This is a genomic window from Virgibacillus kekensis, from assembly GCF_042654125.1.
GTDB lineage: Bacteria > Bacillota > Bacilli > Bacillales > Amphibacillaceae > Lentibacillus > Lentibacillus kekensis.
Window position 1 is genome coordinate 86,709 of the sequence record NZ_JBHSFU010000006.1, and the last position, 23,285, is coordinate 109,993.

Consider the following 23,285-nt stretch of genomic DNA (forward strand, 5'->3'; position numbering starts at 1 on the left):
ATTACACTGATGATTTTATAAAAAGGAGGGGAAAACATGGATCGAATGTTTCGTGTCCTGGCTTTTTGGACTGGCATATTTACAGTCATGTTTTATGTAGGTGATATGAATAATGTTGCACTTCTATTCCTTGTCCAAACAGCATTTTTCCTGACAGTAAGCTACCTGAAATTATCAGAACGTATGTATATGTATCTTTTCGGAGCTTATTGTACTATATTTTTTGTCGGATTTACCTGGTATACAGAATTTATCTTAGTCCCAGGATTCGGACACTAAAACGAAAACCCTGCTTACATATACTAACGCAGGGTTTTTTTCTTTTGCTTTTTTTGTAAAGTATCTTACTCTTTATGACCGCAGTCGATATAAACTGCGCAGCAGTGAAAATTTAATATATGAGTGTTTGGACCCGTTCTGGCATAATACTTCGCTTTCACCACTCCGGGTGCAAGTACGACATCTGCTCATACTTTCGCAGTGTATCCTTTGCCGCCGGGCAACGCTTCAACTTCCTCGGAAGAAGACCACTTCCTGCGGGATTTTCAGCTGTTGCTTTTCCCGCAGGAGTCGACTACCCTACGCTCCAATCAACGCCAAATTAGCGAAAGAGGGGCTTGTAAAATCCAGTGAAAAGCCATTAGAAACACACTCAAATCCTAATAATTTACGGATGCAAAGCGTAAGCAATACACGTCCTGTGGAAAAACGAGCCTAAGAGACCCCGCAGTGAGCGATTTTTGCGAACGAGGAGGCTCGTGGTGAGTCCAACGGCAAAGGAAACACTGTGAAAGCTTTAGCTTGAACAGATGTTGACCTTGCACCCGGAGTGGTGAAAGCGAAGTGTATTGCTGAAGCGATTACCTAGCATTTCCTAAATTCACTACTTCGTAGTTTATAGATTCTGTGTTCAAAACAAAATTTTTTTAAACAGACTTACTTTTTTTAAGTTAACACTATTGACATGATGTAAATATACAATTATATTATAAATAGTAGCTTAACTTTTATCCCTAACCAACAAAGAGCAGAGCACATCCCCCTAAAGCCCTTCCTTCACGGAAGGGCTTTTTATCGTTTTCTAGACCTACTCCGGAACAAACGGATTATTTCTTTTCTCGTCACCAATTGTAGTCTTCGGTCCATGTCCGGGATGGACTATATAGTTGTCAGGCAGTACATACAGTGAGTCACGGATGCTTGCTTCAAGTTGACTGAAATTACCTCCTGGGAGGTCTGTACGTCCAATTCCCTGATTAAATAAAACATCTCCACTAATTATTTGTGCATCTTCAGCAAAGATGAATGTCATACTTCCTGGTGAGTGACCCGGAGTGTGAACAGCTTCCATGGAGATTGATCCAAATTCAAGTTTTCCGGGTTTTAGCAGGTGATCCGGTGCATCCGTTCTAATTTCTTCTCCCATAAATAGAGTAGAACCATTTTGCTGAGGATTTTCCAGCCAATCGGATTCTCTTTGATTCAAGTAAACGTCTAGGTGGTAATAATTCCTAACCTCGTGAACTGCCCCAATATGATCAAAATGTGCATGCGTCAGTAAAATGACCTGAGGTAGCAGTTGCTCTTCTTCCACGTAGTTAATTATTTTTTCCGGTTCGCCGCCTGGATCAATAATCAAGGCCTCTTTCTTTTCATTGTGCACTATATAGCAGTTGGTACCTAATGGGCCAAGTGGCATACTTTTAAAAATCATATCATACAACCTCTCTTCTAAATTTGTTACTGTTTCAGTCTCATATACCTCGACAAAAACTATTCTATACTATAAAATAAGTATAGAAAACCGTTTGTTACATAAAGATACAAATGAAGAAATACTACAAATAATCGCAAACGCTTCGTGATCACAAGGAGGATGTTTTTTATGGTATTGGCAATTATTCTTTTAATAGTTACCCTGTTATCAGTGGTATCCGTAGTACGTCAATTAAAAATTAAAAATCTAATGGCTCTTGGGTTCTCAGCCCTTTCCGCCGTAACATTTGGTTTCTTCTCAGTTATGACGCTAATTCAAGAGATTGGTGCCTTATACAGTTAAATAATGAATGAAGGGATTTCCACTCGGAAATCCCTTTTTTAAATCTGCACCGAAAAACAAACCCGGCGATTTATCGCCGGGTCTGTTTTTACTTTATTTATTTTTAGAGAAATCAACGAATCTGAACAGGTCTCCGTAAATAATGTCATCTGAGTAACCTAATTCTTTTTCAACTTTCTCCTTAATTGGAGTACAAGGTGACTCCTGCTTCTCTTCCGTTTTATCTATTTCCTGATCCTGGTTCACTGGTTCACCAGTATTCCGGTTATAGCAGATATCACTAGTTGAAATATACTTATCACTGATGAAATCTCCGTTTCTCAGTGCAACATATCCCTTACGTTTTTCGCTGAACAAGTCATTACCAAACAGAATATCATTTTTGGTTGAAATTCCAAGCATATGCAGCAGTGTCGGTTTAATATCAATCTGACCGGACACCTTAGACATTACTTTACCGCCTTCATATCCTGGGATATGAATGAACAACGGTACACGCTGTAACTGTACATGATCATAAGGCGTAATTTTTTCTTTCCCTAAATACTGGGCCATTGCTTTATCGTGGTTTTCACTTATACCGTAATGGTCACCCATAATAACAATGATGGAATCTTTATATAAGCCTGATTCTTTAAGCTGATTAAAGAATTGCTCAATTGATTCGTCCATATATCTTACAGTCGGAAAAAAGTTATTAAGTGTATTTGAATTTGAATTATATTCTTCGATTGAGCTATCTTCTTCACTAAGTTCATACGGAAAATGGTTTGTTAGGGTAATGAACTTAGAATAGAAAGGCTTATCCTGTGCCTTCAGATACTTCATTGACTGTTCAAAGAACGGCTTATCCTTCAATCCCCATCCGATTGAATTTTCTTTATTTACCTCATATGCTTCCACTCCATAAAAGTGTTCATAACCTAGGCTATTGTACATCTGATCACGATTCCAGAAACTTTTATTGTTAGCATGGAATGCAGAGGTATAATATCCTTTTTCATCCAGGATTTCCGGTATTCCATGATATTCATTCTGACCATGTGTGAAAAATACTGCCCCTCTTGGTAATGGATAAAGGGAGTTTTCCACCAGAAATTCTGAGTCGGAAGTTTTACCCTGCTGTGTCTGATGATAGAAGTTTTCGAAATAGAACGTGCTATCATCTTTAACAAGACTATTCAAGAACGGTGTGATTTCCTGCCCGTTCACATCGTTATTAATCACGAAACTCTGTATAGACTCCGCAGATATGAAGATAACATTCTTACCTTCAGCCACCCCGTATAAAGGTGACTTTTCGCTTATCTGTACATTTTCATTAACATATTTCTTTATTTCAGGAAGCTCGTTACCATCAGCGAAGACACGCTGTGTTTTAACTTTCGAGTGCAACGCAACATCATATACATGATAGTTGAACAGCCCGATATTTTTTACTAGATATTCACGATCGAAAGCACGGGTGAACAATTGCGGTCTCTCCATTTCAGCAAGAAAAAAGTTTCCCGCCAGAAGCATAAATGACATCGCAAGAGCAAATACCCTTCCACTCTTTGGATAGCTTACAGCCATTGAAGACCGTTTTTTCTTACTTAGGTACCAAACAACAACAACGTCTACGAAGAAAAGAATATCGTACACTTCGATAAGGGTCAGGATACTTGATCCAAGGTCTCCCATGTTACTTGCCTGGAACAATTGCGGTATGGTGATAAAGTCTGAAAAAGATCGGTAAAACACCAGGTTAAAGTATACTATCACAGTTCCGATCAATACAGTATACCGCAGAAACTTCATTTGCCACTCAGGTTTTTTAAACCAGACACTGATTGCAAAGATTAAAAACGCAGATACAAACGGATTTATTAATAAAATGAATTCCTGCATTGAGTTTTCCAGTTCAATGTGGAATAAGAAGCGATATATAAAGTAAGTTTTTATACCAAACAGGAGTGTGGCTAATATATATAACGGCATCTTGGCTTGTTTTAAATTCATGTTTGTTTCCTCCTCTACCTCACGTACCTCTAACATTTAATACCCCAAAAAGGCATTTTTAAAACGTGGCATAACGCCTATATTAATAAGACGAGTAACCTAGCAGAAAAGTTTCAACTAATCTACTTTTATTTCATCAGTTTTTTAGTTTATAAGAATAGGGTTATTATAAACTTATATATTACTCGTATTTACAATAAAAGTAAAGATTAAAAAGTTACATTTTCTTCATTTTGTTTTACAAGGAAAGCTGCTCCGATTATTCCTGCATCGTTCCCAAGCTGGGCGGTTTTGATTTGACAGACATCACTCACTCTTTTCAGAGCATATTTGCGAAAAGCTTTATCAATGGCTTGAATAAGCCTTTCTCCTGCCTTTGAGACCCCTCCGCCAATAAGCACCTTGGACGGGTTAATTGTTACCGCAAGATTGGCTATTACATATCCGAGAAGATCAGTAGTTCGCTTAATTATATCCTCGCACAGTGCATCACCCTCATTAGCCAGCGCAAAGACATCTTTTGCCGATAAATACCCCTTATTCTTATAGTATGCAGCTAACATGCTATCAGGATTGGACTCAATTCCTTTCATTGCCTGTCTGACTATACCTGTAGCTGACGCGACCGTTTCAAGGCAGCCTTTTCGCCCACAGTTACATGGTATTCCACCAGGTTCTACAGTTATATGACCAATTTCTCCTGCTGTGCCATTTTCACCGTTCAGTACAGTCCCATTTGCAATAATTCCGCCGCCAACCCCTGTGCCAAGAGTAACAGCAAGAAGGTTTTGAGCCTGCTCTCCCGCACCTTTCCAGTTTTCACCTAGAACAGCAATGTTGGCATCGTTCTGAACATAAACAGGCAAGTTGGACAGTGTTCCCAGCTCTTCTGAAATATTGATGTCTTTCCATCCAATATTTACGGCCTGATAAATCTTTCCATTTTCCGCATCCACAAATCCTGGCGCGCCGAGGCCAATGCCTGCGATTTTACCCCGGTCTATTCGGTTAACTGTCAGCTTCTTATTAATGGACAGCCAGATATCTTTCAATATGGAAATACCACCATTTGACGTGTCAGTTGGAATTTCCCACTTATCTAGAATATTCCCGTTTTCATTTATTATTCCAATTTTCACAGTGGTCCCGCCCACATCAATACCTATAATATGCCTTCCCATCAGGAATCAGCTCCTTTTTGGTCACGTACACGCGATGCTTCCTGTCTAAGAAGCAACAAAGCTGTTTTATATTGAGTTACGTCAATAAACCTAGCATCATATAATTCCTTTATTTCGCCTTCCATCAGTTCCAAATCGGCTATTCGGTTCCCAGTATAGATAAAGGTGCCAAACCGTTTCAGCAACTGTTGGATATCATATACAGTCTTCACTATAATCACCATTCTCCATTATACCAAAACGGTTTGCAATACGGAAGAATATAATGAACTAACCATAAACAGGAAAATCCGGACCAGTGTTTAGCGGTCCGGATCTCTGGGGTTCAAAAATGTAGGCCTGCGATTTTGCAGTGGTACAGGCGAACGCAGAAATACTCCACGGAACGCCCGATAATCAAATGGCATCAATGGCCAGAAGTAAGCCGTCTTAAAGGAAGTCATGTAGGTAAGATATAGCAACCAAAGTGTTATACCTGCCAAATAGCCAATTACACCGAATAGTCCGGTCACGGTTAACAGAAAGATTCGGACAAGGCGGTTAGCCAGACTTAATTCATAACTGGGAGTGGCATATGTGCCAATTGCTGCCAAGGCAAGATAGAGAACCACTTCGTTTGAAAATAAACCAACTTCTACAGCTACCTGCCCCATAAGTATGGCTGCAACCAGCCCAAGTGCAGTCGCCAAGGATGAGGGCGTATGAATAGCGGCTAGCCGCAACATATCAATTCCAATCTCGGCTATAAAAAACTGTAATAACAGTGGAATTGATGCCTCTTTTGCAAGCCCGATAAATTGCAGGTTTGGCGGAAGGAATTCCGGATGAACGGCAAATAGATAGTAAAGCGGTAATATAAATATAGAGGCGAACACGGCAAAAAAACGTACAAATCTTAAATACGCACCAACCAAGGGCTTTTGCCGGTATTCCTCTGCATGCTGGAGGTGGTGCCAGTAAGTTGCAGGGGTAATCATCACACTAGGAGAACCGTCAATAATTATTAACACGTGGCCCTCATACAAATGCGCCGCTGCAGTATCAGGTCGCTCTGTATATCTAACAGTGGGGTAAGGATTCCAGTGCCGCCCACTGATATATTCCTCAATGGTCTTTTCTGCCATGGGCAATCCATCCGTATCAATTGTCTGCAGAACATCTTTTAATTCTTTAACACGGTCCATATCCACAATATCTGATATATAGCAAAGACAAACATCTGTCAGGGACCGTCTCCCTATCTGCAGATATTCCATGCGGAGGGACCTGTCGCGCACCCTTCTTCTGGTGAGGGCAGTATTGAAAACGATGGTCTCCACATACCCATCACGTGCCCCGCGGACAACCCGCTCCAAATCTGGTTCAGCTGGTGATCGGACAGGGTACGTCCGTGCATCAATCATAATGATTTCCTCTAGCCCTTCAACAATCAGCGTAATTGGACCGCCAAGTGTCGTGTCAGCCGCTTTATTTAAATCTTCTTCTTTTCCAATTTCAATATATGGAATGTAAGTCTTAAATAATTTGCGTAACGGATCTGGCTCAAGCTGTTCCGGTTCAAGTTTTGCCAAAAGCTTCATGATATAATGCATAATTTCATCTTTGGCAAAACCATCAATAAGAAACATAGCCATTTTTCTCCCGGCATATTCCAGATCAAGATAAATAACATCGAAGCTTTCATCCACGGCGAGACGATCCTTCATATATTCGACACTTTTATCAAACGAAGAAAACAGTAGTTGTTTTTCTTTTTCCATTAAAGTCACCCATCATTTTACGTATTTCATTCCATATTTAGTCTGTTACGAAGAATGTATTCTATTCGAATTTAAGCATAATGGGTTGTCCGGAAGAATACATTTTATTCTAGGCGGAGATTAAAGAAGGTGATAAACGTGAAAAAACAAACGATTATAATCATAACTGTTCTAACAGCAGGTATTACCGCAAGCTTTCTGATTTGGAACCTCAATAGTGTACCCGCTATAACCTATTTCCCAACGGATAAGCAGACAAGCTTCGAATATGCCAACACGAATTTAGACATGCTGTCCGAGAAAACAGTGGATACGTATGAGGTTTTATGGAATATCAGCTCAAAAAGTGATCGAACCCTCTATTTAAGACAGGATGCCTCACTACTTTTCGTTAATGGAGTGTTACGGGGTATACGAAGCAAATGGGAAGAAGATACAGCAGGCATTGAAATTAAAGAAAAGCTGTCTGGGGAAGACAGCAGCTATTTTCAGTCAATTTCCTATCACCATGGCGAAGTTCATTATCCTGATGACAGAATAAAAAGCATTCATACCATGACGTATGATCAGCTTTACGTTATTGACTCACCAAACACGCCGCTTGAATCGTTTAAAGTCCCCAAGGATGATTATGAGACACAGTGGTCGACATTATTGATTCATACTACCCACCAGCAGCTTCTTTATTCATGGAAACAGCTGATCAATCATTTTCAGATAAACAACGAATCCTATTTGGCGGTTCCGCTCACCCGGCTATATAAATATAACCATGAACCTCTCCCGTCATTTACTCAGGATCAGACGAATCAAATTATCGGACAACTTTGGGAAGGATTATATAAAAATTACATCCTAACTGCCAAGAATATAGAGGAAGGTGAACAATTGAACAGTTATATTCCAATTATCCTTTTTGATAAGCAAAATAAACATCTTATTGTATTGTATGAATTGAATGGGGAAAAGCATCGGCTTATCCAGCAGTACCCTGATTTTGATGATTAGAAAAAATAGCTTTTGTGAAAGAGATAAAAGCGGCGCGCTTCTGAATTCAAAACTCAATGGGATTTTAACAAAACAATGAAAAAGGCTGGGACATAACTGCTAACGAATTAAGCACGGAACCTTATAATGTTATTCTTCTATAGTTGGATTTTTTTCAAAGTTGATATAAACTGCGACGTAGTGAAAACTCAATTGACTAGGAAACGCTATTGATGCGTGCGTCTTCGTCGCTTCGGAAATGCACTTCGCTTTCCGCAGGCGGCTGTTGAGCCTCCTCGTGCTTTGCACTCCGGGGTCTCAACGAGGCCTTCTCTCCTGCAGGAGTCTTCGTGCATTTCCTCAGCTGGATTGAAGCTGATTCGTATACTGTATTTACATTGGCCTTTTAACCTTATCAAATAGTAAACGCATTTTAGCGCAGGCAGAATACGAAGACTCCTGGGGGAACAGCACGAGTCTGAAGACCCCGCAGCGGCGATCTTTCCGCGAGGAGGCTGAAGCCGTGCCCACGGCAAAGGAAACACTGTGAAAGCTTTAGCTTGAACAGATGTTGACCTTGCACCCGGAGCGGTGAAAGCGAAGTATTCTGCCGGAGTAAAGCTTCGCAGTTATGTCGTAATTTAGAGATTTTTCGAAGAAGCCACTTATTTACTTTTGTCCCAGTCTCTTTAATCCATCGATTTTTCTTTAATCTGTTCATAAAGCTTCTGAATATCCTCTTTATCCGGACGTAAATCATATGCCTGTTCAATATGTTGTTTTGCTTTCTTCATCTCGCCTTGGTTTTGATAAAGAATGGCCAAATTATAGTGGGCTTCCGGAAAACTACTATTAATCTCCAGGGCATTTCTCAGATCATCAATTGCCTTTTTAGTCTGTCCCTCTTGAATATAGGCATACGACCGATGAAAAAGGAGTTGACTTTCAAATTCCCCCGTATACTCCAGCCCCTTCGTTGCAGTACCGATTACTTCTTCATGTTTTTCTTTTTTGATAAGCAATTCCGCTTTCATAACGTAATACATCTGACTTTCGAGATTCCGTTCTGTTCCATACTGGATTAACCCAAACAACATCGCTGCATACAGCAGCAACGCTGTTAGTTGGATTGCAATTTTCCGCTTACCAGGCAGATGGAGAATGGCCGAGGCAATAAATCCGGCAATTAACCCTCCGAAATGAGCCCCATTATCTATTTGTGGAACACTAAGACCAAATACTACATTTATTCCAATTACAATCAGTAAATTTGTCCCCATAGTCTGAAAAAATATTCGCTTATGCACGAGGCCAAAGAACAGTAACGCGCCAAACAGACCAAACAATGCACCAGATGCTCCTGCAGCTATACTTGTGTTAAAAGCAAAGCTCGCCAGACCACCTCCAATTCCGGCAAGGAAGTAAATTATAATAAACCGAAATGAACCGTAAATCCGTTCCACTGCTGTCCCAAGATAATAAACTGCCAGCATGTTCATCAGCAAATGCAAAAAGCCAATATGGAGAAACATGGAAGAGACGATCCGCCACCACTCGCCATCTTCAAGTATAGCCGGATTATATTTTGCACCATATTGAATCAAGACATCTGTTGATTCACTTCCTCCATTTGTTTCCAACAAATAAAACATAAAGATATTCACTGCCAAGAGGATATATGTCAGGAGTGGCTTTCCCTTTTTAAAAACATCCTCTTCTTCTTTGCGTCGCCTTTTATACTGGTCACCCAACCGGCTCCTAATCGTACGAACTTCCTCTTCCATCTCCTCTTCAGGCTGGTTGCTTGGAATATTAAATTTGATAGTACTGTCTGTATTACGTTGTAATCTGTTCAGTTCATTGGCGGCTTCCGCTTCTGAAAGATAGTAGACCTTCATTTTTATAGGATTTTTTTCGTCAAGCTGCATTGGCTTCTTCAATATTTCCCAGTCATCTACCGGTGAGTGGGAAGATATATATACATTATGAATTTGCACATGCTTACCACCAAAAAAGCGTTTCATACCTTTTGCTTTTTGAAAAACGGTTGCTATATCTCGCTTTAGATGGTTCTTCCAATCAAACCCTTCATGGACCAGCCGGACTACCTCGGAGGATTTCCGTTCATATTTCTCCAGCCAAATTTCCTTATTGTTTCCATCTATATGTATAACTTCAAAATTTCCTTTTTCAGTCAGTTGCTGTGCCAACCGATACATCGTCAGTTCCTCAATTAAATACATGCAGCAATCTCCCCCTGAGGCATGCTTATTTCCACACTAATCTTCTTAAAGTGTACCAAAAAGATAAAAGAAGCTGTAGTCTGACAGCTTCTTTATGGTTATCTATTTAATTTGACGGCCGGCTGAACAGCCCTGGTAATATCCGCTGTCGTATTTCCGGCATATTCATGGAGATCATCACGGCGACTCTACGCAGAAAGCTAACTGCCAATAAAGTATTTACAATGCGGTATCTCCATTTAAAGATAGCCGCTGCTGCAGATACTGCGAATGTAAGAACTAAAAATATTCTCATCCCGACACCCTCTTTTGATATATGGTGTTAATAGTTATTAACTATTACTCAAATATTATGCATCAGGATCCGATATAGCGGTCATACCACGTCCGGGCTGCAACCCGGTCCTCTGTCCCTTGAACAAGAACACGACCGTCAGGAAAAAGAACGAATTTTATATCTTCATTTATGGAGACTTTGAGTAAAAAAGGTGTCTGTTGAACGTTGGCTACCTTAGAGAGCCGCTCTTTCCATTCAACAAGATCGATGGCAGCTTTACTGTGTATCTGGACAGTATCACGGCCACAGAGCACCGTTTCTTCATCGCTGACGGATTTTTTCAGTGATGGATATTCTTCTGACTGGCATGTGGGGCAAGCAGGCTCAGGATTGGTTAACTTCATATCATAATGATGATTAAACCAGATATCAAAGGTTTTTAATGTATTACGAAGATGTTTCTGATTTCCCGTCAGGTATTTCAGTGTTTCGGTTACCTGGTAAGAAGCCGCAATATCAACTGCTGGTGATATTACCCCCACTGTATCGCATGTCTGACCATTTTCAGCACCTGGACTCGTTATACAGCGTAAACATGGTGTTTCACCAGGAACAAAAAATGCGGACATTCCCCTCGAACTGACAACCCCGCCGTATGAGAAAGGTATATTATATTTATAACAAGCATCGTTCAGGATAAATCTTGTAGAAAAATTATCTGTGCCATCAAGGACCACGTCGATCCCGGTTATATACTCATCAATAGTTTCATTGGAAACATTTCCTACAATCGCCTCGACATCAACCAAACTATTCATTTTAGTGAGTTTCTTTTTTGCCGCCACCGCTTTGGGAAGTGCATCTTCGACATCCTTTTCATCAAAAAGCGTTTGTCGCTGCAGATTGCTTAATTCGACATAGTCACGGTCAACTATTCTTAGTTTGCCAACACCCGCACGGACAAGATGATTAGATATGACGGTTCCAAGTGCTCCTGCTCCTACTATCAGTACCTTACTTTCACTTAATTTCTTCTGTCCTTCTTCCCCAATTGGAGCAAAAAGCATCTGTCTTGAGTATCGTGAATGGTCCATAAATCACGCCTCCCTATCCTGTTGAACCGTTTTCCGTAATAATTTTTTTAACCGGAATATCAAAGGTTTCGGCTGGCAGCTCGTCTACCAGTTGAACATTTGATGCCAGTGATATAGTCTTATTTGGAAAATCAGTTAGAAAACGATCGTAATATCCACCGCCAAATCCTATTCGATACCCTTTTTTATCAAAAAGAAGCCCTGGTACAACAAGCACGTCAATAAAATCCTTCTTCACTTTTTGGGTTTTTTTCGGGTCTGGTTCGAGCAAACTATAATAGACCACTTCAAGCTGGTCATAGGTATGTAGTTCATGAAAATCCATTGATCGCTGCTTTGGATGGCATTTAGGTACACAGACTGTCTTACCTTCCTTCCACGCCTCCTCGATTATTGGTCGAGTATTCCATTCGAATCCATTGGAAATCGTAATCCCGATTACATCAGCTAGCTTCCACTCGTCTGTCTGCGTCAAACGGTGCTTTAATTTCTCCTCGATAGATTCCCTTTTCGATTCAGGAACCTCTTTTAACATATTAATTGCACTTTTTCTCCATTCCGATTTCTTCATCACAATCACCTCTGTTTGCGCAACTACTAAAAGTATACTACCTGCTAATGTAAAAATAAAACTCTTACCATTGAATCTGGTAAGAGTTTTAGGAAAAACTATTTTGTTTCACGGTGCAAAGTGTGTTTTTTCAGACGTGGGCTATATTTCTTAAGCTCCAGACGCTCTGGGTTTGTACGCTTATTTTTAGTAGTGATGTAGTTACGGTCACCTGTTTCAGTACAAGCTAGAGTAATGTTTACGCGCATTTTTATCCCTCCAAACTATAAAGTCTTGCATTGTAAGCATTTATTATTACGTGTTCAGACTTAATTATAATAGCAGATGTCAGGAAAACATTCAACAACCCACTGTAAAAAATTGTGGATTTCGAAAATACTTTATATATGATATAACTATTATGGAGCTGAATGGAGGGAAACAGATGATTTATGCAATTGTATCTATTATTGTAATTGCTATTATTTTAATGGTTTTATCGTTCTTCATGAATGATAAATTCAAAGAACTGGAAAGCCAGCTGGAGCAATTTTCTATTTCTTCGATGCAGGAAACATACCAAATGAAGAAAAAGATAAAAGTTCTGGAAGAGGAACTGCTGACAGACGACTTTTCCGGTAATAACCTGCACAACTAAGCAAAAATCATATTAGAAACAGGGGAAGAATACATGAAACAATCAATTCGTGCTTTTGCGCTTGGACTTTTATCGGCAGGTATCATATTACTCATCTCGTTCATCATGTCTGACAGCGGAAAAACAGAAGAACTTACTGTTGATCAAATGGTGAAAGTTGTAGAAGAGAATGGGTATCATGTCATGACTGAATCTGAATACATATCTGTTTCAGTAGAAGAAAATGATGATAAAGAAAAAGAAAAGAAAGACCAGAAAGAAGATAAACAGCCAGCTACTGAGAATAAGAAGAAAGACGAATCAGCAAATGAAAAAGTGCCATCCAATCAGTCTCAGGAAGAAGAAAAACCTACGACTTATACTTTAACGATTGAATCAGGAATGGCTCCCTCAACTATTAGCGATGTGCTTCAGAAAAACGGTATCATTGAGAACGCTGATGAATTTACTAAATACCTTGAAGAACAGGATTACAGTACTAAAGTCCAGCTTGGAGAATTTAAATTAAATAGTGAAATGAGCCATTATGAAATAGCCGAAACACTTACAAATTAAGCTGTATTGCACCGCAATACAGCTTTTTCTTATCTTAATTCAATTTAAATGACTCTCCCTTAACAAGAAACAAAATGCTTTCGCCAATATTGGTAATATGATCTGCGTACCGCTCAATATAACGGGCGCTGAAAGCCATTTGCATAACATATTGTACCTTCTCTGGATTCGTTGCCGTTTCGGTCAACATTTCACGGACAACCGTTTCATACAGATCATCAACCTGGTCATCCATCTCAGATAATTTTCCCGCAATTGATATATCCTCGTATTGGAATGCATTCATTGACGTATCCATCATTTCAGACGCCATATCACGCATTTCTTTAATTGAAGGATGAATAATTAGTTTATGGTCTTCCCCAAGGTGAATAGCAGACTTAGCTATATTTTTAGCATTGTCCGCCATTCGCTCCAAGTCTGCGCTTACCCTGAGGGCAATAACCAAGCGGCGAAGATCAGATGCAACCGGCTGCTGTTTGGCAATTAGTAAAATAGTTCTGTCATTTATCTCTGCCTCCTGCCTGTCGATCTCCCTATCTTCATTTATAACGGTCTTAGCAAGCTCGATATCCTGATTGTATAAAGCATCAACAGCTTTCTGAAGTGCAGTTTCCGTCATATCAGCCAGTAAAACTATGTCTTCCTTCACCTTTTCCAGATCGGACTCAAACTGTTCTCGGATTCCCATCGAATTCCCCCTTGTTTTAGCCGAATCGGCCAGTAATATAGTCTTCAGTCCGCTTATCACTCGGATTAGAAAATAATTCACCAGTTTCCCTGTACTCAATTACTTCTCCGTTCAGGAAAAATGCTGTCCTGTCAGATATCCGGGCAGCCTGCTGCATATTATGGGTAACGATTATGATACTGTATTTTTCCTTTAATGTTTGGACCAGTTCTTCCACCTTAGCGGTTGAGATTGGATCGAGTGCTGATGTAGGCTCATCCATTAAAATAACTTCCGGCTCAATTGCGAGACACCGGGCAATGCACAATCTCTGTTGTTGCCCGCCCGAAAGACCAAAAGCATTTTCCTGCAGACGATCTTTAACTTCGTCCCATAATGCAGCATCCTTCAAGCTTTTTTCGACAATTTCATCTAGCACTTTCTTCTTTTTAATTCCATGAGTTTTTGGACCGTACGCTACATTCTCATATATGGATTTCGGAAATGGATTTGGCTTCTGAAAAACCATACCAACATTCGTACGCAATTCCTCAACTTTATACTTTGAACTGAAGATATCTCTTTCATCATTCATAATGCTTCCGGTCATCTTAACACTTGGAATTAGTTCGACCATCCGGTTAAGCGCCTTGATAAATGTTGATTTACCACAACCAGATGGACCAATGATTGCTGTCACTTTGTTAGCAGGGATATCAAGATTTATTTCGTTTAATGCCTGATCATTTCCATACCATAAATTAAAATCATTTATCTTATAAACTGACTTAGAAACGGTCTTAGGCTGCTTTTTTACTGCAACTGACTCTAACATCGTATTACCTCCTAATTAGAAACGTTTGGAAAACTTATTTCGGATTAATACAGCTATTGAATTCATGACAATCAGCATGACTAGCAGCACAATTATTCCTGCAGCTGCAACAAACTGAAATTCTTCCTGCGGTCGGCTGGTCCAATTAAAGATCTGGATTGGCATGACAGTGAAGCCCGACCATATATTCTCGGGAAGATAGGCAATAAACGTAATAGCTCCAATCATGAGTAATGGGGCAGTTTCCCCAATAGCTCTGGAAAGCGCCAGAATACTGCCTGTTAGAATACCAGGCAAAGCTGCTGGCAGAATGACCCGTCTGATAGTTTGCCATTTTGTCGCGCCCATGGCATACGATGCTTCATACTGTTCTTTAGAAACCGCCCGAAGTGCTTCCTGTGAAGCCACTACAATAATAGGTAAAATCAGTAGACTCATCGTAAGCCCTCCGGCAATAATACTTCGGCCCATTTCCATAAGACGGACAAAAACGGTCAGCCCTAAAAGACCAAATACAATTGATGGAACACCTGCCAGATTGGAGATGTTCATCTGTATAAATCGGTTAAACCGACTTTTTTTTGCGTATTCCTCCAGGTAAATCGCTGTTCCAACGCCTAATATAATGGAAATCGGGGCTGTGATTGCCATTAACCAAAAGGACCCGACAATTGCTGCCTTGAATCCTGCCTGTTCAGGAAATCTGGAGGCAAATTCGGTTAAGAATCCCAGATCCAGAAATCCAATCCCTTCTGTTAGAACTCTGACAAGTAACGTAAACAACACAATTATTCCAAACACGGTAGCAAGAAAGAACAGAACCCGGCCGGTGTTATTTTTCACTAAACGTTGTTTCATCTTAGCTTTGGTAATATTCTTATCAACCAGATTCATGCTAGTATTCCTCCTTGAACCGTCTTGATATATATTGGGCGATTAAATTCATGATCAACGTAAATACAAACAAGGTCATACCAACAGCATAGATACTGTAATAGATAGTAGAACCGTACGTCGCATCCCCCATGCTTACCTGAACGATATATGCCGTCATCGTTTGAATGGATTCGGTAACATCCAGAGAGAATCTTGGCGTAGAACCAGCTGCTACGGCAACAATCATTGTTTCACCGATAGCACGAGAAATACCTAGAACGAACGAAGCAATAATACCTGAAAATGCTGCAGGCAGGACAACTTTTAACGCTACTTCCAGCCTGGTTGAACCCATCGCCAGTGCCCCTTCCCTAATGGCGTTGGGAACGGAATTCATTGCGTCCTCTGATAGGGAAGCAATCATTGGAATGATCATGATTCCGACAACAATTCCAGCACTTAACGCATTAAAGATAGGCAGGTCCTTTATTATCGCCTGCAATAATGGAGTTACAAATGTTAAGGCGAAAAACCCGTAAACGATAGTTGGAATTCCAGCTAAAACTTCTAACACAGGTTTAATTACTTTTCTTGCTCGTGGTGTTGCATATTCACTCAAATAGATTGCTGAAGCCAAACCAATAGGGATGGATACGAGCATCGCTATAAATGTAATAAGCAATGTTCCAGCAATAAGCGAGCCAATTCCAAAACTCGGGCTTTCTTCACTGAATGGATACCATTCTGATGCTGTTATAAATTCAACGATTGATACCCGCTCGAAAAAACTAACAGTCTCGATTAATAACGTAAAAATAATACCGAGTGTTGTCAGCACGGAAATAACCGCACAGACCAAGAAAAAGAATGGTGCTGCTTTTTCGGAGACCTGTAGTAGTTTACGATTCGATTGTTTTTCCTTGATCATGTCTCTGACATTTGCTTCCATGTTGGCACTCCTTCCTGAAAACACACGAATGTGAGGGGAATTTCTACTGAAAACCCCTCACATTCAGGTATTCTTTTTTAAAATTTCATTTATTTACCAGCAATTTCTTTGATTTTCTGAATTGCATCTTTATACTCGCTATCCGGCAGCGCTACATATCCTACAGCTTCTGCCATTTTGCCGGCATTTTCAAACGTATATTTAGTAAAGTCATATACCGCGTCATTTTTAAGAGCTTCGTGTTTTACATAGATGAACAATGGGCGTGAAAGTGGCTCATATTTGCCTGACTGGATTGTTTCCTGATTTGGTTCTACAGCCTCTCCCTTGCTATTAACAATAGGGACAACCTTCAGTTCATCTTTATTCTCAAGGTAATAAGCATAGCCAAAGTAGCCAATTCCGTTTTTAGAACCAGTTACACCCTGAACTAACACGTTATCATCTTCTGACAGTGCTGCATCCCGGCGAATCTGTTCCCCTTGCAGTACAACTTCATCAAAATAATCAAATGTTCCTGAATCGCTTCCTGGGCTAAAGAATTTAATTTCTTCTTCTGGCCATCCTTCACGGACATCGGCCCATGTCTCAACTTCGCTGCTTTCAGACCACATTTTATTCAGCTCTTCAATAGTTAACTGATCTACCCAGTCGTTTTCTTTATTCACAACAACTGACAGACCATCCAATGCCAATTTAAATTCGGTATATTCAATTCCTTTTTCTTCAAGTAATTTCTTTTCTTCTTCTTTAATTGGACGGGAAGCATTTGAGATGTGTGTTTCACCTGCTATGAATTTTTCAAAACCTCCACCAGTTCCTGATACACCAATCGTAGCCCGTACATCCGGATTTGCAGCGGAGTATTCTTCAGCCACAGCCTCCATAATCGGGAATACGGTTGAAGATCCGTCTACCATAACTTTCTTGGAGCCATCACTCTGTGCACTTCCATTTCCGCATGCGGTTATTACCACAGCTAGTAACGACATAATTACTGCACCAACCCAAAACTTTGATTTCATCTGTAAAGCCCCCTATTTGAACGAAATTGTGTCAGAAAAGATACCTTTTATCTTTCCTGCACTTTCATCATAGGACATTAGTATTAACTCCCTATTAATTAGATGTAAAAACAATGTAAAGTTGGTTGTTTAAGAGATTTAATCCAAAGAACAAAAGCGCAAGCGCCCTGCTTATCACCGTATGACCTGGACGGAATCGTATGAGGATAAAGGAAACACAATGAGCAAAGCGAATTGATGTTGACTTATCGTAAGAAGAGTCCGGAAGGGCACTAGGTGATGGGCGCTGTAGCTGGACGTGGCTCTTGCTGGCAAAGAGCTTTATAGAGCCAATATTATATACTTTCTTACCTTGTAAAAAAAGCCCTAACCATTTTAACGGTTAGAGCTCCAATAAACTGTGACTACTCTTCATTATTTTCTCCTGATGGATTTTCTGTATCAGTTCACTCTTCGTTCCCAGTCTGTTCCTCTGAAGTATCTTTTGTCGGGTTTTTTCGTTCTTTCTTAAGCTGGAAGTACGTATCCAAAATACGTTCGCCTATCTTATTGTTGATACTGTTCCCAGCTTTGGTATGCGGCACGATTAGCGCAAAAGAAACTTCCGGCTTATCAAATGGCGCATAGCCTACGAGTGATAGATTCTCTGTATAGATCATATTACCATCTTCATAGATTTCAAATTCGGCGGTACCTGTTTTACCAGCTGGGTTATATGGTTTATCTGCAAAATAGCCATCTGCTGTTCCACTTGGCGTCTGAAATGCACGACGGAAACCTTCCTGAACCCTATCAATATATTTTTGGTCCATCTCAATCCTGTTTAAAACTTCGGTATTGTAGCTCTTATATACCGGTCCGAGTTTATCCTCATGTGGTACTGGCATCCGTGCTTCTTTTAAGAAATGCGGACGTACACGGTAACCCTCATTGGCGATGGTTGACACGTATTGTGCCAGCTGCATTACGGTATATGTGTCATACTGACCAATTGCGAAGTCAAGAAGGTTACCAGCCTGTGGAGCCGGTCCTTCATATCCTGCTGATTCGTATGGAAAGTCGACACCGGTAGGGACACCCAGACCGAACTGACTGAAGTAATTACGCATTTGCCTAAAAGCAGATGGATCAAAGTTCAACTTATCATTTCGTTGGTAGTTGAAATCCCCACCCATACGCATTGCGATATAGAACATATAAACGTTAGATGATTGTGCTAACGCTTCATAGTCATTGACTCGACCCAGATTTCTCCAGGAACTCTTCTCTGGTGTACCAGCAATTTTAATTGGTGCATCATAGAAACTCTGCCCCGGTTCAATTACTCCAGATTCATATCCGGAAAGTACTGTTGCACCCTTTACTGCAGAGCCTGGAGGGTGTGCTGCATATAAAGTTTTAAGACCTGTTGGTTTAAATTCATTTTTAACACGGTCATATGTCTGTCCGGCCACAGACAGTAGTTCTCCGGTCTGCGGATTCATGACTACTGCCATAGCAGTGTCGACATAACGGTTTTTGTAGGGGTTTTCCTTTATGATTGCGTTCAGTTCCTCTTTAAGTATCTTGTTTACTTCTTTTTGAAGTTTCATATCAATCGTCAGGACAAGGTCTTTTCCGCGCTCTCCTTCAACAGCCACTTCGGAATCAACCACTTTCCCCTGCTTATTTGTAGTGTACTGGATTTTTTCCTTACGGCCGCGTAAGAGGCTCTCATACTGTTCCTCTAAACCACTTTTCCCAACCCTGTCGTTTCGACTGTAGCCTCTGGTCAGGTAATACTCTTCCTTTGCAGCCAAAATACCTTGTGATTCGCTTGTAATAGAACCAACAAAGTTTCTGAACACGTCATCATAAGGGTATTTACGGTCCCAGTCAGTAGTTGCATTTACTCCGGGAAGCTCCCCAAGGTGTTCTGCCACTTTAGCAAATTCCTCTGGTGTAACATCCTCATTCTTAATCACCTGTGGAGTAAGCGTCATTGCTTTGTCCATCTCTTTTTTGATCGCCATTACCTCAAGCTGATGTTTTGTGAAGTCATCTACTTCTGTCTTTTTGATACGTTCCAGAATGGTATTATACTGCTCACCAGGCTCCATACCCTCAGCTTCTTCTGCCGACAGCCTGCTTTTTGCTTCTTCTTCGTTCTTTAGATACCAGTATTCTTTTTTATTCCGTAGCGTTACACCCTCCAAATCATCATTGGAATCCATGGATATATACTGGGCCAACTTCTCGGCAACTTTCAGACGTTCTATTGCCTGAATCCCCTTTGCTGGCGTATAAGTTATGGAATAATGAGCTTCATTATCAACAATCAGGTTGTGATTGCGGTCATACATTTTCCCTCTCGGTACTGGAATTTCTGTATAGTCCTTCGTTGTCCGTTCAATTTCCGCCTGAAACTCTTCCCCATTGAGAATCTGTACGACACCTAACTGCAGGATCAGTACGGAAAACAGTAAAAAGACAATAAAAAACAGTATATTTAAACGAAAAGGGAGTTGTGATTTTTTTTTCTTTTTCTTTTTCTCGACCATTTCTTTCCCCCTCAAGGCAAACATATTTTCTATATTATAACATTTTTTCGTCTGAAATCTAAGGGGCTACCTGTTTTTTTCATCAGCTAATGGCTCTTTGGTTAACACCTCTTTATCAGGAGGACTGCCAAGGTAAATATTTTTAATAAACATGAAAATAATCAGGTGTCCCAGTCCAAATACCGCAAGCAGAATAGGGATAATTTTTTCTGCTTGAAACAGGGTAATCCCAACTAAAAAAAGGATAATGGAGGTAACCCTGCCAAGGTTCACAAATAATTCCCTTACAACAATATATTCCACTCGATAATCCTTTGCCTTCCATGCCCGCCCAATTACATCATAGGTCATAGACGCGTATGGTACGTTTATTATAGGGTAGGCAATTCCAATGATTACCGCATAGATAATAAGTTGTGTATAACTAATCGTGAAAAGAATAATGTAGATAGATAAATATAGCGTCAGCCCTCCAGTAAGGATAGCTTTTTTACGCATGGACGGTTTAAGCCATTTTGTGACGAGAAAATAAAACACCAATGATAGACCAGACAGAAAAAGATTAAACATACCAAGTGCAAATTCACTTTGTGTTGTAAGGTATACCCATATCGCAATCACAAATAAAAAGATACCTTCTCTGAGTCCCTGAAATACATGAGCATTCAAAATCCTCCGCCAGTTACTATTATGCTTCCGCTCGGCAAGAACTCTTCTGAAATGGAACTTCCCTTCAGCCTGACGACGTTTCAGAATAAAGCTGCAGGCTACTGCCCCAATAAACAGGACGAAAGAAATGGTGAAAATGGTGGTATATCCAAGATTAGCCGGAAGCCTTGCGATAATGGTACCTGCGAGAAGCGGACCAATCATACCACCGAGTGACTGCAGAACACCGAGAAAGCCATTGAAAAAATCCCTCGACTCCGGTTCCGTTATTTCGAAGGTCAGTACATTAAATGCCAGCCAGTAAAATCCATATCCGATTCCCAAAAGACTACCCAACATGAAATTATAGGTAGATGCATCCTCAGCAATAATTAGCACACTTAAAAAAAATAGAGATAAGAATATTACCCCTAAACGAAGAACTATAACCCTGTCCACTTTTTTCGCAATTTTTCCAGCAAGAATAAATGTCAGCGGCTGAAATGTAAATATGCCAAGGTTGTACATGGCAATTGTTATATAATCATTTGATTGCTTCCATAAGTATATATTTACAAATGTATTGGATAGAAAAATTCCTAAAGAGTATAATCCACCTATTAATAACAAAAAGATAAGGTCTTTGTTTATATCCACTTTTCCTGCTAAGAACTTTAAGCTTTTTTGCATATCTTCTGCTCCTTTTTATCGTTAATAGTGTGAGCAAATAATAGTTAGATATGCAATATGGTTCCTGAGCACAGAAAAGGCATGGGAATTTATCCCATGCCTTTAATTTAATGATAATTATTTTGCTTCGTTATAGTTTTTGTTAACTTCATCCCAGTTAACAACGTTCCAGAATGCAGAAGCATAATCAGGACGCTTGTTTTGATATTTCAGGTAGTATGCATGCTCCCACACATCCAGCCCTAAAATAGGAGTTTTTCCTTCTGAAAGCGGTGAATCCTGGTTAGGAGTGCTTGTAACTTCAAGTTCGCCGTTATTCACAACAAGCCAAGCCCATCCGGAACCAAAACGCCCTTTTGCAGCTGTTTCGAATTCTTCCTTAAACTTATCGAAGCTGCCAAAAGTATCGTCAATTTTCTTAGCTAGATCGCCTGAAGGCTTTCCGCCACCGTCTGGAGACATCACTTTCCAGAAAAGACTGTGGTTTGCATGACCGCCACCATTGTTGCGGACTGCTGTACGGATATCTTGTGGTACTGAATCCAGATCACTTACAATTTCCTCAATTGACTTGTTCTGAAGATCTGAATGACCTTCCAAAGCACTGTTCAACTTAGTTACATAAGTATTATGATGCTTTGTGTGGTGAATGTTCATGGTCTCTTTATCAATTGTTGGTTCGAGTGCATCGTATGCGTATGGTAGTTCTGGTAATTCAAAGTTTGCCATTTCTAATTTCCTCCCTTAATAATATGGTTATTAAAAGGATTCGAAAATTCACCCTTTAATGAAAGCCTATCAGAGCATTTCTGTACTTGCAAATTATTTGCACGGTATTAAAGGGATTAAGAATGGATGGCCACTATCTAAAGCCCAACTGTTATGGAAACAAAAAAACAAGCATCTGCTTGTTTTTGAAAGATGGCTCCGGACGGAATCGAACCGCCGACACAAGGATTTTCAGTCCTTTGCTCTACCGACTGAGCTACAGAGCCATGAAAAGTAATTTATGGTGTGTTTGTGTTTAATCAAGTCGTCGTACAAAAATATGTATGGAGGAGGTGGAGGGATTCGAACCCCCGCGCGGTTTGACCCGCCTGTCGGTTTTCAAGACCGATCCCTTCAGCCAGACTTGGGTACACCTCCGTGTACAATATGGTGGACCCTGCAGGATTCGAACCTGCGACCGATCGGTTATGAGCCGATAGCTCTGACCAGCTGAGCTAAGGGTCCTTCAATTATGTTATTTTATGGGGCGACCGGTGGGGATCGAACCCACGAATGCCGGAGCCACAATCCGGTGCGTTAACCACTTCGCCACGACCGCCATATTAGTAAATATTTTATAAAATGAAAATTGGTGGCGGCGGAGGGGATCGAACCCCCGACCTCACGGGTATGAACCGTACGCTCTCGCCAGCTGAGCTACACCGCCCTGGCTCCACAGGTAGGAATCGAACCTACGACCGATCGGTTAACAGCCGATTGCTCTACCGCTGAGCTACTGTGGAATAAATTTAAGTATTTATGTTTTGCTTGTCTATGTTGTATTAATCATTTTAGCGACAAGATATAATTTACCATGTCCCACACAATCTGTCAATAACTTTCTTGCATTATTTTCATAGAGTATGGAATGCCTTCTGTACAAGCACCGATAAATACTATAGCATTAAACGCTCATGTT

At 40.4% G+C, this 23,285-nt stretch carries 23 protein-coding genes and 6 tRNA genes; 5 read left to right on the forward strand and 24 right to left on the reverse strand.

What is annotated here, in order from left to right:
• Positions 1–36 precede the first annotated feature (36 nt).
• Positions 37–279 (forward strand): DUF2626 domain-containing protein, encoded by a 243-nt coding sequence (locus ACFO3D_RS11340; RefSeq protein ID WP_390296018.1) that lies wholly within the window; start codon positions 37–39, stop codon positions 277–279.
• A gap of 808 nt (positions 280–1,087) precedes the next feature.
• Here the strand turns inward: ACFO3D_RS11340 and ACFO3D_RS11345 are convergent.
• Positions 1,088–1,714, reverse strand: coding sequence for an MBL fold metallo-hydrolase (locus tag ACFO3D_RS11345; RefSeq protein WP_390296020.1), 627 nt, complete (start codon positions 1,712–1,714; stop codon positions 1,088–1,090).
• Between the two features lie 171 nt (positions 1,715–1,885).
• Here ACFO3D_RS11345 and ACFO3D_RS11350 point away from each other — a divergent pair, with 171 nt between their 5' ends.
• Positions 1,886–2,059: a DUF2759 family protein gene (locus ACFO3D_RS11350; protein WP_390296022.1), complete on the forward strand. Its 174-nt coding sequence runs from the start codon at positions 1,886–1,888 to the stop codon at positions 2,057–2,059.
• A gap of 93 nt (positions 2,060–2,152) precedes the next feature.
• Here ACFO3D_RS11350 and ACFO3D_RS11355 read toward each other — a convergent pair whose 3' ends face one another.
• From ACFO3D_RS11355 to ACFO3D_RS11370, 4 genes are all read right to left on the reverse strand, one after another.
• A complete protein-coding gene (locus ACFO3D_RS11355; RefSeq protein ID WP_390296024.1) occupies positions 2,153–4,060 on the reverse strand; it encodes an LTA synthase family protein in 1,908 nt (635 codons plus the stop codon).
• 209 nt (positions 4,061–4,269) lie between these two features.
• The gene (locus ACFO3D_RS11360) at positions 4,270–5,241 is read right to left on the reverse strand and encodes an ROK family glucokinase (RefSeq protein ID WP_390296026.1); all 972 of its coding nucleotides are present in this window, start codon (positions 5,239–5,241) and stop codon (positions 4,270–4,272) included.
• Entirely contained in the window at positions 5,241–5,453 is a 213-nt protein-coding gene (locus ACFO3D_RS11365) for a YqgQ family protein (RefSeq protein WP_390296028.1), read from the reverse strand. Before ACFO3D_RS11365 ends, ACFO3D_RS11360 begins: the two co-directional genes overlap by 1 nt.
• A gap of 90 nt (positions 5,454–5,543) precedes the next feature.
• A complete protein-coding gene (locus ACFO3D_RS11370) occupies positions 5,544–7,001 on the reverse strand; it encodes a spore germination protein (RefSeq protein WP_390296030.1) in 1,458 nt (485 codons plus the stop codon).
• Between the two features lie 138 nt (positions 7,002–7,139).
• Between ACFO3D_RS11370 and ACFO3D_RS11375 the strand changes: the two genes are divergently transcribed.
• The gene (locus ACFO3D_RS11375; RefSeq protein WP_390296032.1) at positions 7,140–8,009 is read left to right on the forward strand and encodes a hypothetical protein; all 870 of its coding nucleotides are present in this window, start codon (positions 7,140–7,142) and stop codon (positions 8,007–8,009) included.
• A 668-nt stretch (positions 8,010–8,677) separates the two neighbouring features.
• Here ACFO3D_RS11375 and ACFO3D_RS11380 read toward each other — a convergent pair.
• The 5 genes from ACFO3D_RS11380 to rpmG form a co-directional block, all read right to left on the reverse strand.
• Positions 8,678–10,231 carry a rhomboid family intramembrane serine protease gene (locus ACFO3D_RS11380; RefSeq protein ID WP_390296034.1) on the reverse strand — a complete coding sequence of 518 codons (1,554 nt, stop codon included), beginning with the start codon at positions 10,229–10,231 and terminating at the stop codon, positions 8,678–8,680.
• Between the two features lie 106 nt (positions 10,232–10,337).
• Positions 10,338–10,526 (reverse strand): hypothetical protein, encoded by a 189-nt coding sequence (locus ACFO3D_RS11385; RefSeq protein ID WP_390296036.1) that lies wholly within the window; start codon positions 10,524–10,526, stop codon positions 10,338–10,340.
• Between the two features lie 62 nt (positions 10,527–10,588).
• A complete protein-coding gene (locus ACFO3D_RS11390; protein WP_390296038.1) occupies positions 10,589–11,602 on the reverse strand; it encodes a ThiF family adenylyltransferase in 1,014 nt (337 codons plus the stop codon).
• Between the two features lie 13 nt (positions 11,603–11,615).
• Positions 11,616–12,173, reverse strand: coding sequence for a 5-formyltetrahydrofolate cyclo-ligase (locus tag ACFO3D_RS11395; RefSeq protein ID WP_390296041.1), 558 nt, complete (start codon positions 12,171–12,173; stop codon positions 11,616–11,618).
• A 98-nt stretch (positions 12,174–12,271) separates the two neighbouring features.
• Entirely contained in the window at positions 12,272–12,421 is a 150-nt protein-coding gene (gene rpmG, locus ACFO3D_RS11400) for a 50S ribosomal protein L33 (protein WP_156646551.1), read from the reverse strand.
• Between the two features lie 176 nt (positions 12,422–12,597).
• Between rpmG and ACFO3D_RS11405 the strand changes: the two genes are divergently transcribed.
• Positions 12,598–12,810 carry a hypothetical protein gene (locus tag ACFO3D_RS11405; RefSeq protein ID WP_390296044.1) on the forward strand — a complete coding sequence of 71 codons (213 nt, stop codon included), beginning with the start codon at positions 12,598–12,600 and terminating at the stop codon, positions 12,808–12,810.
• 33 nt (positions 12,811–12,843) lie between these two features.
• On the forward strand, positions 12,844–13,365 hold the full coding sequence (locus ACFO3D_RS11410) for a hypothetical protein (protein WP_390296046.1): 522 nt from the start codon (positions 12,844–12,846) through the stop codon (positions 13,363–13,365).
• Positions 13,366–13,399: 34 nt separating this feature from the next.
• On the opposite strand, the gene phoU is transcribed toward ACFO3D_RS11410, so the two are convergent.
• From phoU to ACFO3D_RS11480, 14 genes are all read right to left on the reverse strand, one after another.
• The gene (phoU, locus tag ACFO3D_RS11415) at positions 13,400–14,056 is read right to left on the reverse strand and encodes a phosphate signaling complex protein PhoU (RefSeq protein WP_390296048.1); all 657 of its coding nucleotides are present in this window, start codon (positions 14,054–14,056) and stop codon (positions 13,400–13,402) included.
• A 16-nt stretch (positions 14,057–14,072) separates the two neighbouring features.
• Positions 14,073–14,870 carry a phosphate ABC transporter ATP-binding protein PstB gene (pstB, locus tag ACFO3D_RS11420; protein WP_390296050.1) on the reverse strand — a complete coding sequence of 266 codons (798 nt, stop codon included), beginning with the start codon at positions 14,868–14,870 and terminating at the stop codon, positions 14,073–14,075.
• Between the two features lie 15 nt (positions 14,871–14,885).
• Positions 14,886–15,764 (reverse strand): phosphate ABC transporter permease PstA, encoded by an 879-nt coding sequence (gene pstA, locus ACFO3D_RS11425; RefSeq protein ID WP_390296052.1) that lies wholly within the window; start codon positions 15,762–15,764, stop codon positions 14,886–14,888.
• 1 nt (position 15,765) lies between these two features.
• Complete coding sequence (gene pstC / locus ACFO3D_RS11430) at positions 15,766–16,695, reverse strand: phosphate ABC transporter permease subunit PstC (protein WP_390296054.1); 930 nt, start codon at positions 16,693–16,695, stop codon at positions 15,766–15,768.
• An 89-nt stretch (positions 16,696–16,784) separates the two neighbouring features.
• The gene (locus ACFO3D_RS11435; protein WP_390296056.1) at positions 16,785–17,720 is read right to left on the reverse strand and encodes a PstS family phosphate ABC transporter substrate-binding protein; all 936 of its coding nucleotides are present in this window, start codon (positions 17,718–17,720) and stop codon (positions 16,785–16,787) included.
• A 446-nt stretch (positions 17,721–18,166) separates the two neighbouring features.
• Positions 18,167–20,260 carry a peptidoglycan D,D-transpeptidase FtsI family protein gene (locus ACFO3D_RS11440; protein WP_390296058.1) on the reverse strand — a complete coding sequence of 698 codons (2,094 nt, stop codon included), beginning with the start codon at positions 20,258–20,260 and terminating at the stop codon, positions 18,167–18,169.
• 66 nt (positions 20,261–20,326) lie between these two features.
• The gene (locus ACFO3D_RS11445) at positions 20,327–21,598 is read right to left on the reverse strand and encodes an MFS transporter (protein WP_390296061.1); all 1,272 of its coding nucleotides are present in this window, start codon (positions 21,596–21,598) and stop codon (positions 20,327–20,329) included.
• A gap of 117 nt (positions 21,599–21,715) precedes the next feature.
• Complete coding sequence (locus ACFO3D_RS11450) at positions 21,716–22,327, reverse strand: superoxide dismutase (protein WP_390296064.1); 612 nt, start codon at positions 22,325–22,327, stop codon at positions 21,716–21,718.
• A gap of 193 nt (positions 22,328–22,520) precedes the next feature.
• A tRNA-Phe gene (locus tag ACFO3D_RS11455) sits at positions 22,521–22,593 on the reverse strand.
• A 58-nt stretch (positions 22,594–22,651) separates the two neighbouring features.
• A tRNA-Ser gene (locus tag ACFO3D_RS11460) sits at positions 22,652–22,744 on the reverse strand.
• A 10-nt stretch (positions 22,745–22,754) separates the two neighbouring features.
• A tRNA-Ile gene (locus ACFO3D_RS11465) sits at positions 22,755–22,831 on the reverse strand.
• Positions 22,832–22,849: 18 nt separating this feature from the next.
• Positions 22,850–22,925 (reverse strand) — tRNA-His (locus ACFO3D_RS11470).
• A 31-nt stretch (positions 22,926–22,956) separates the two neighbouring features.
• Positions 22,957–23,033 (reverse strand) — tRNA-Met (locus tag ACFO3D_RS11475).
• 1 nt (position 23,034) lies between these two features.
• Positions 23,035–23,109: transfer RNA gene (locus ACFO3D_RS11480), tRNA-Asn, on the reverse strand.
• Between the last annotated feature and the right edge of the window lie 176 nt (positions 23,110–23,285).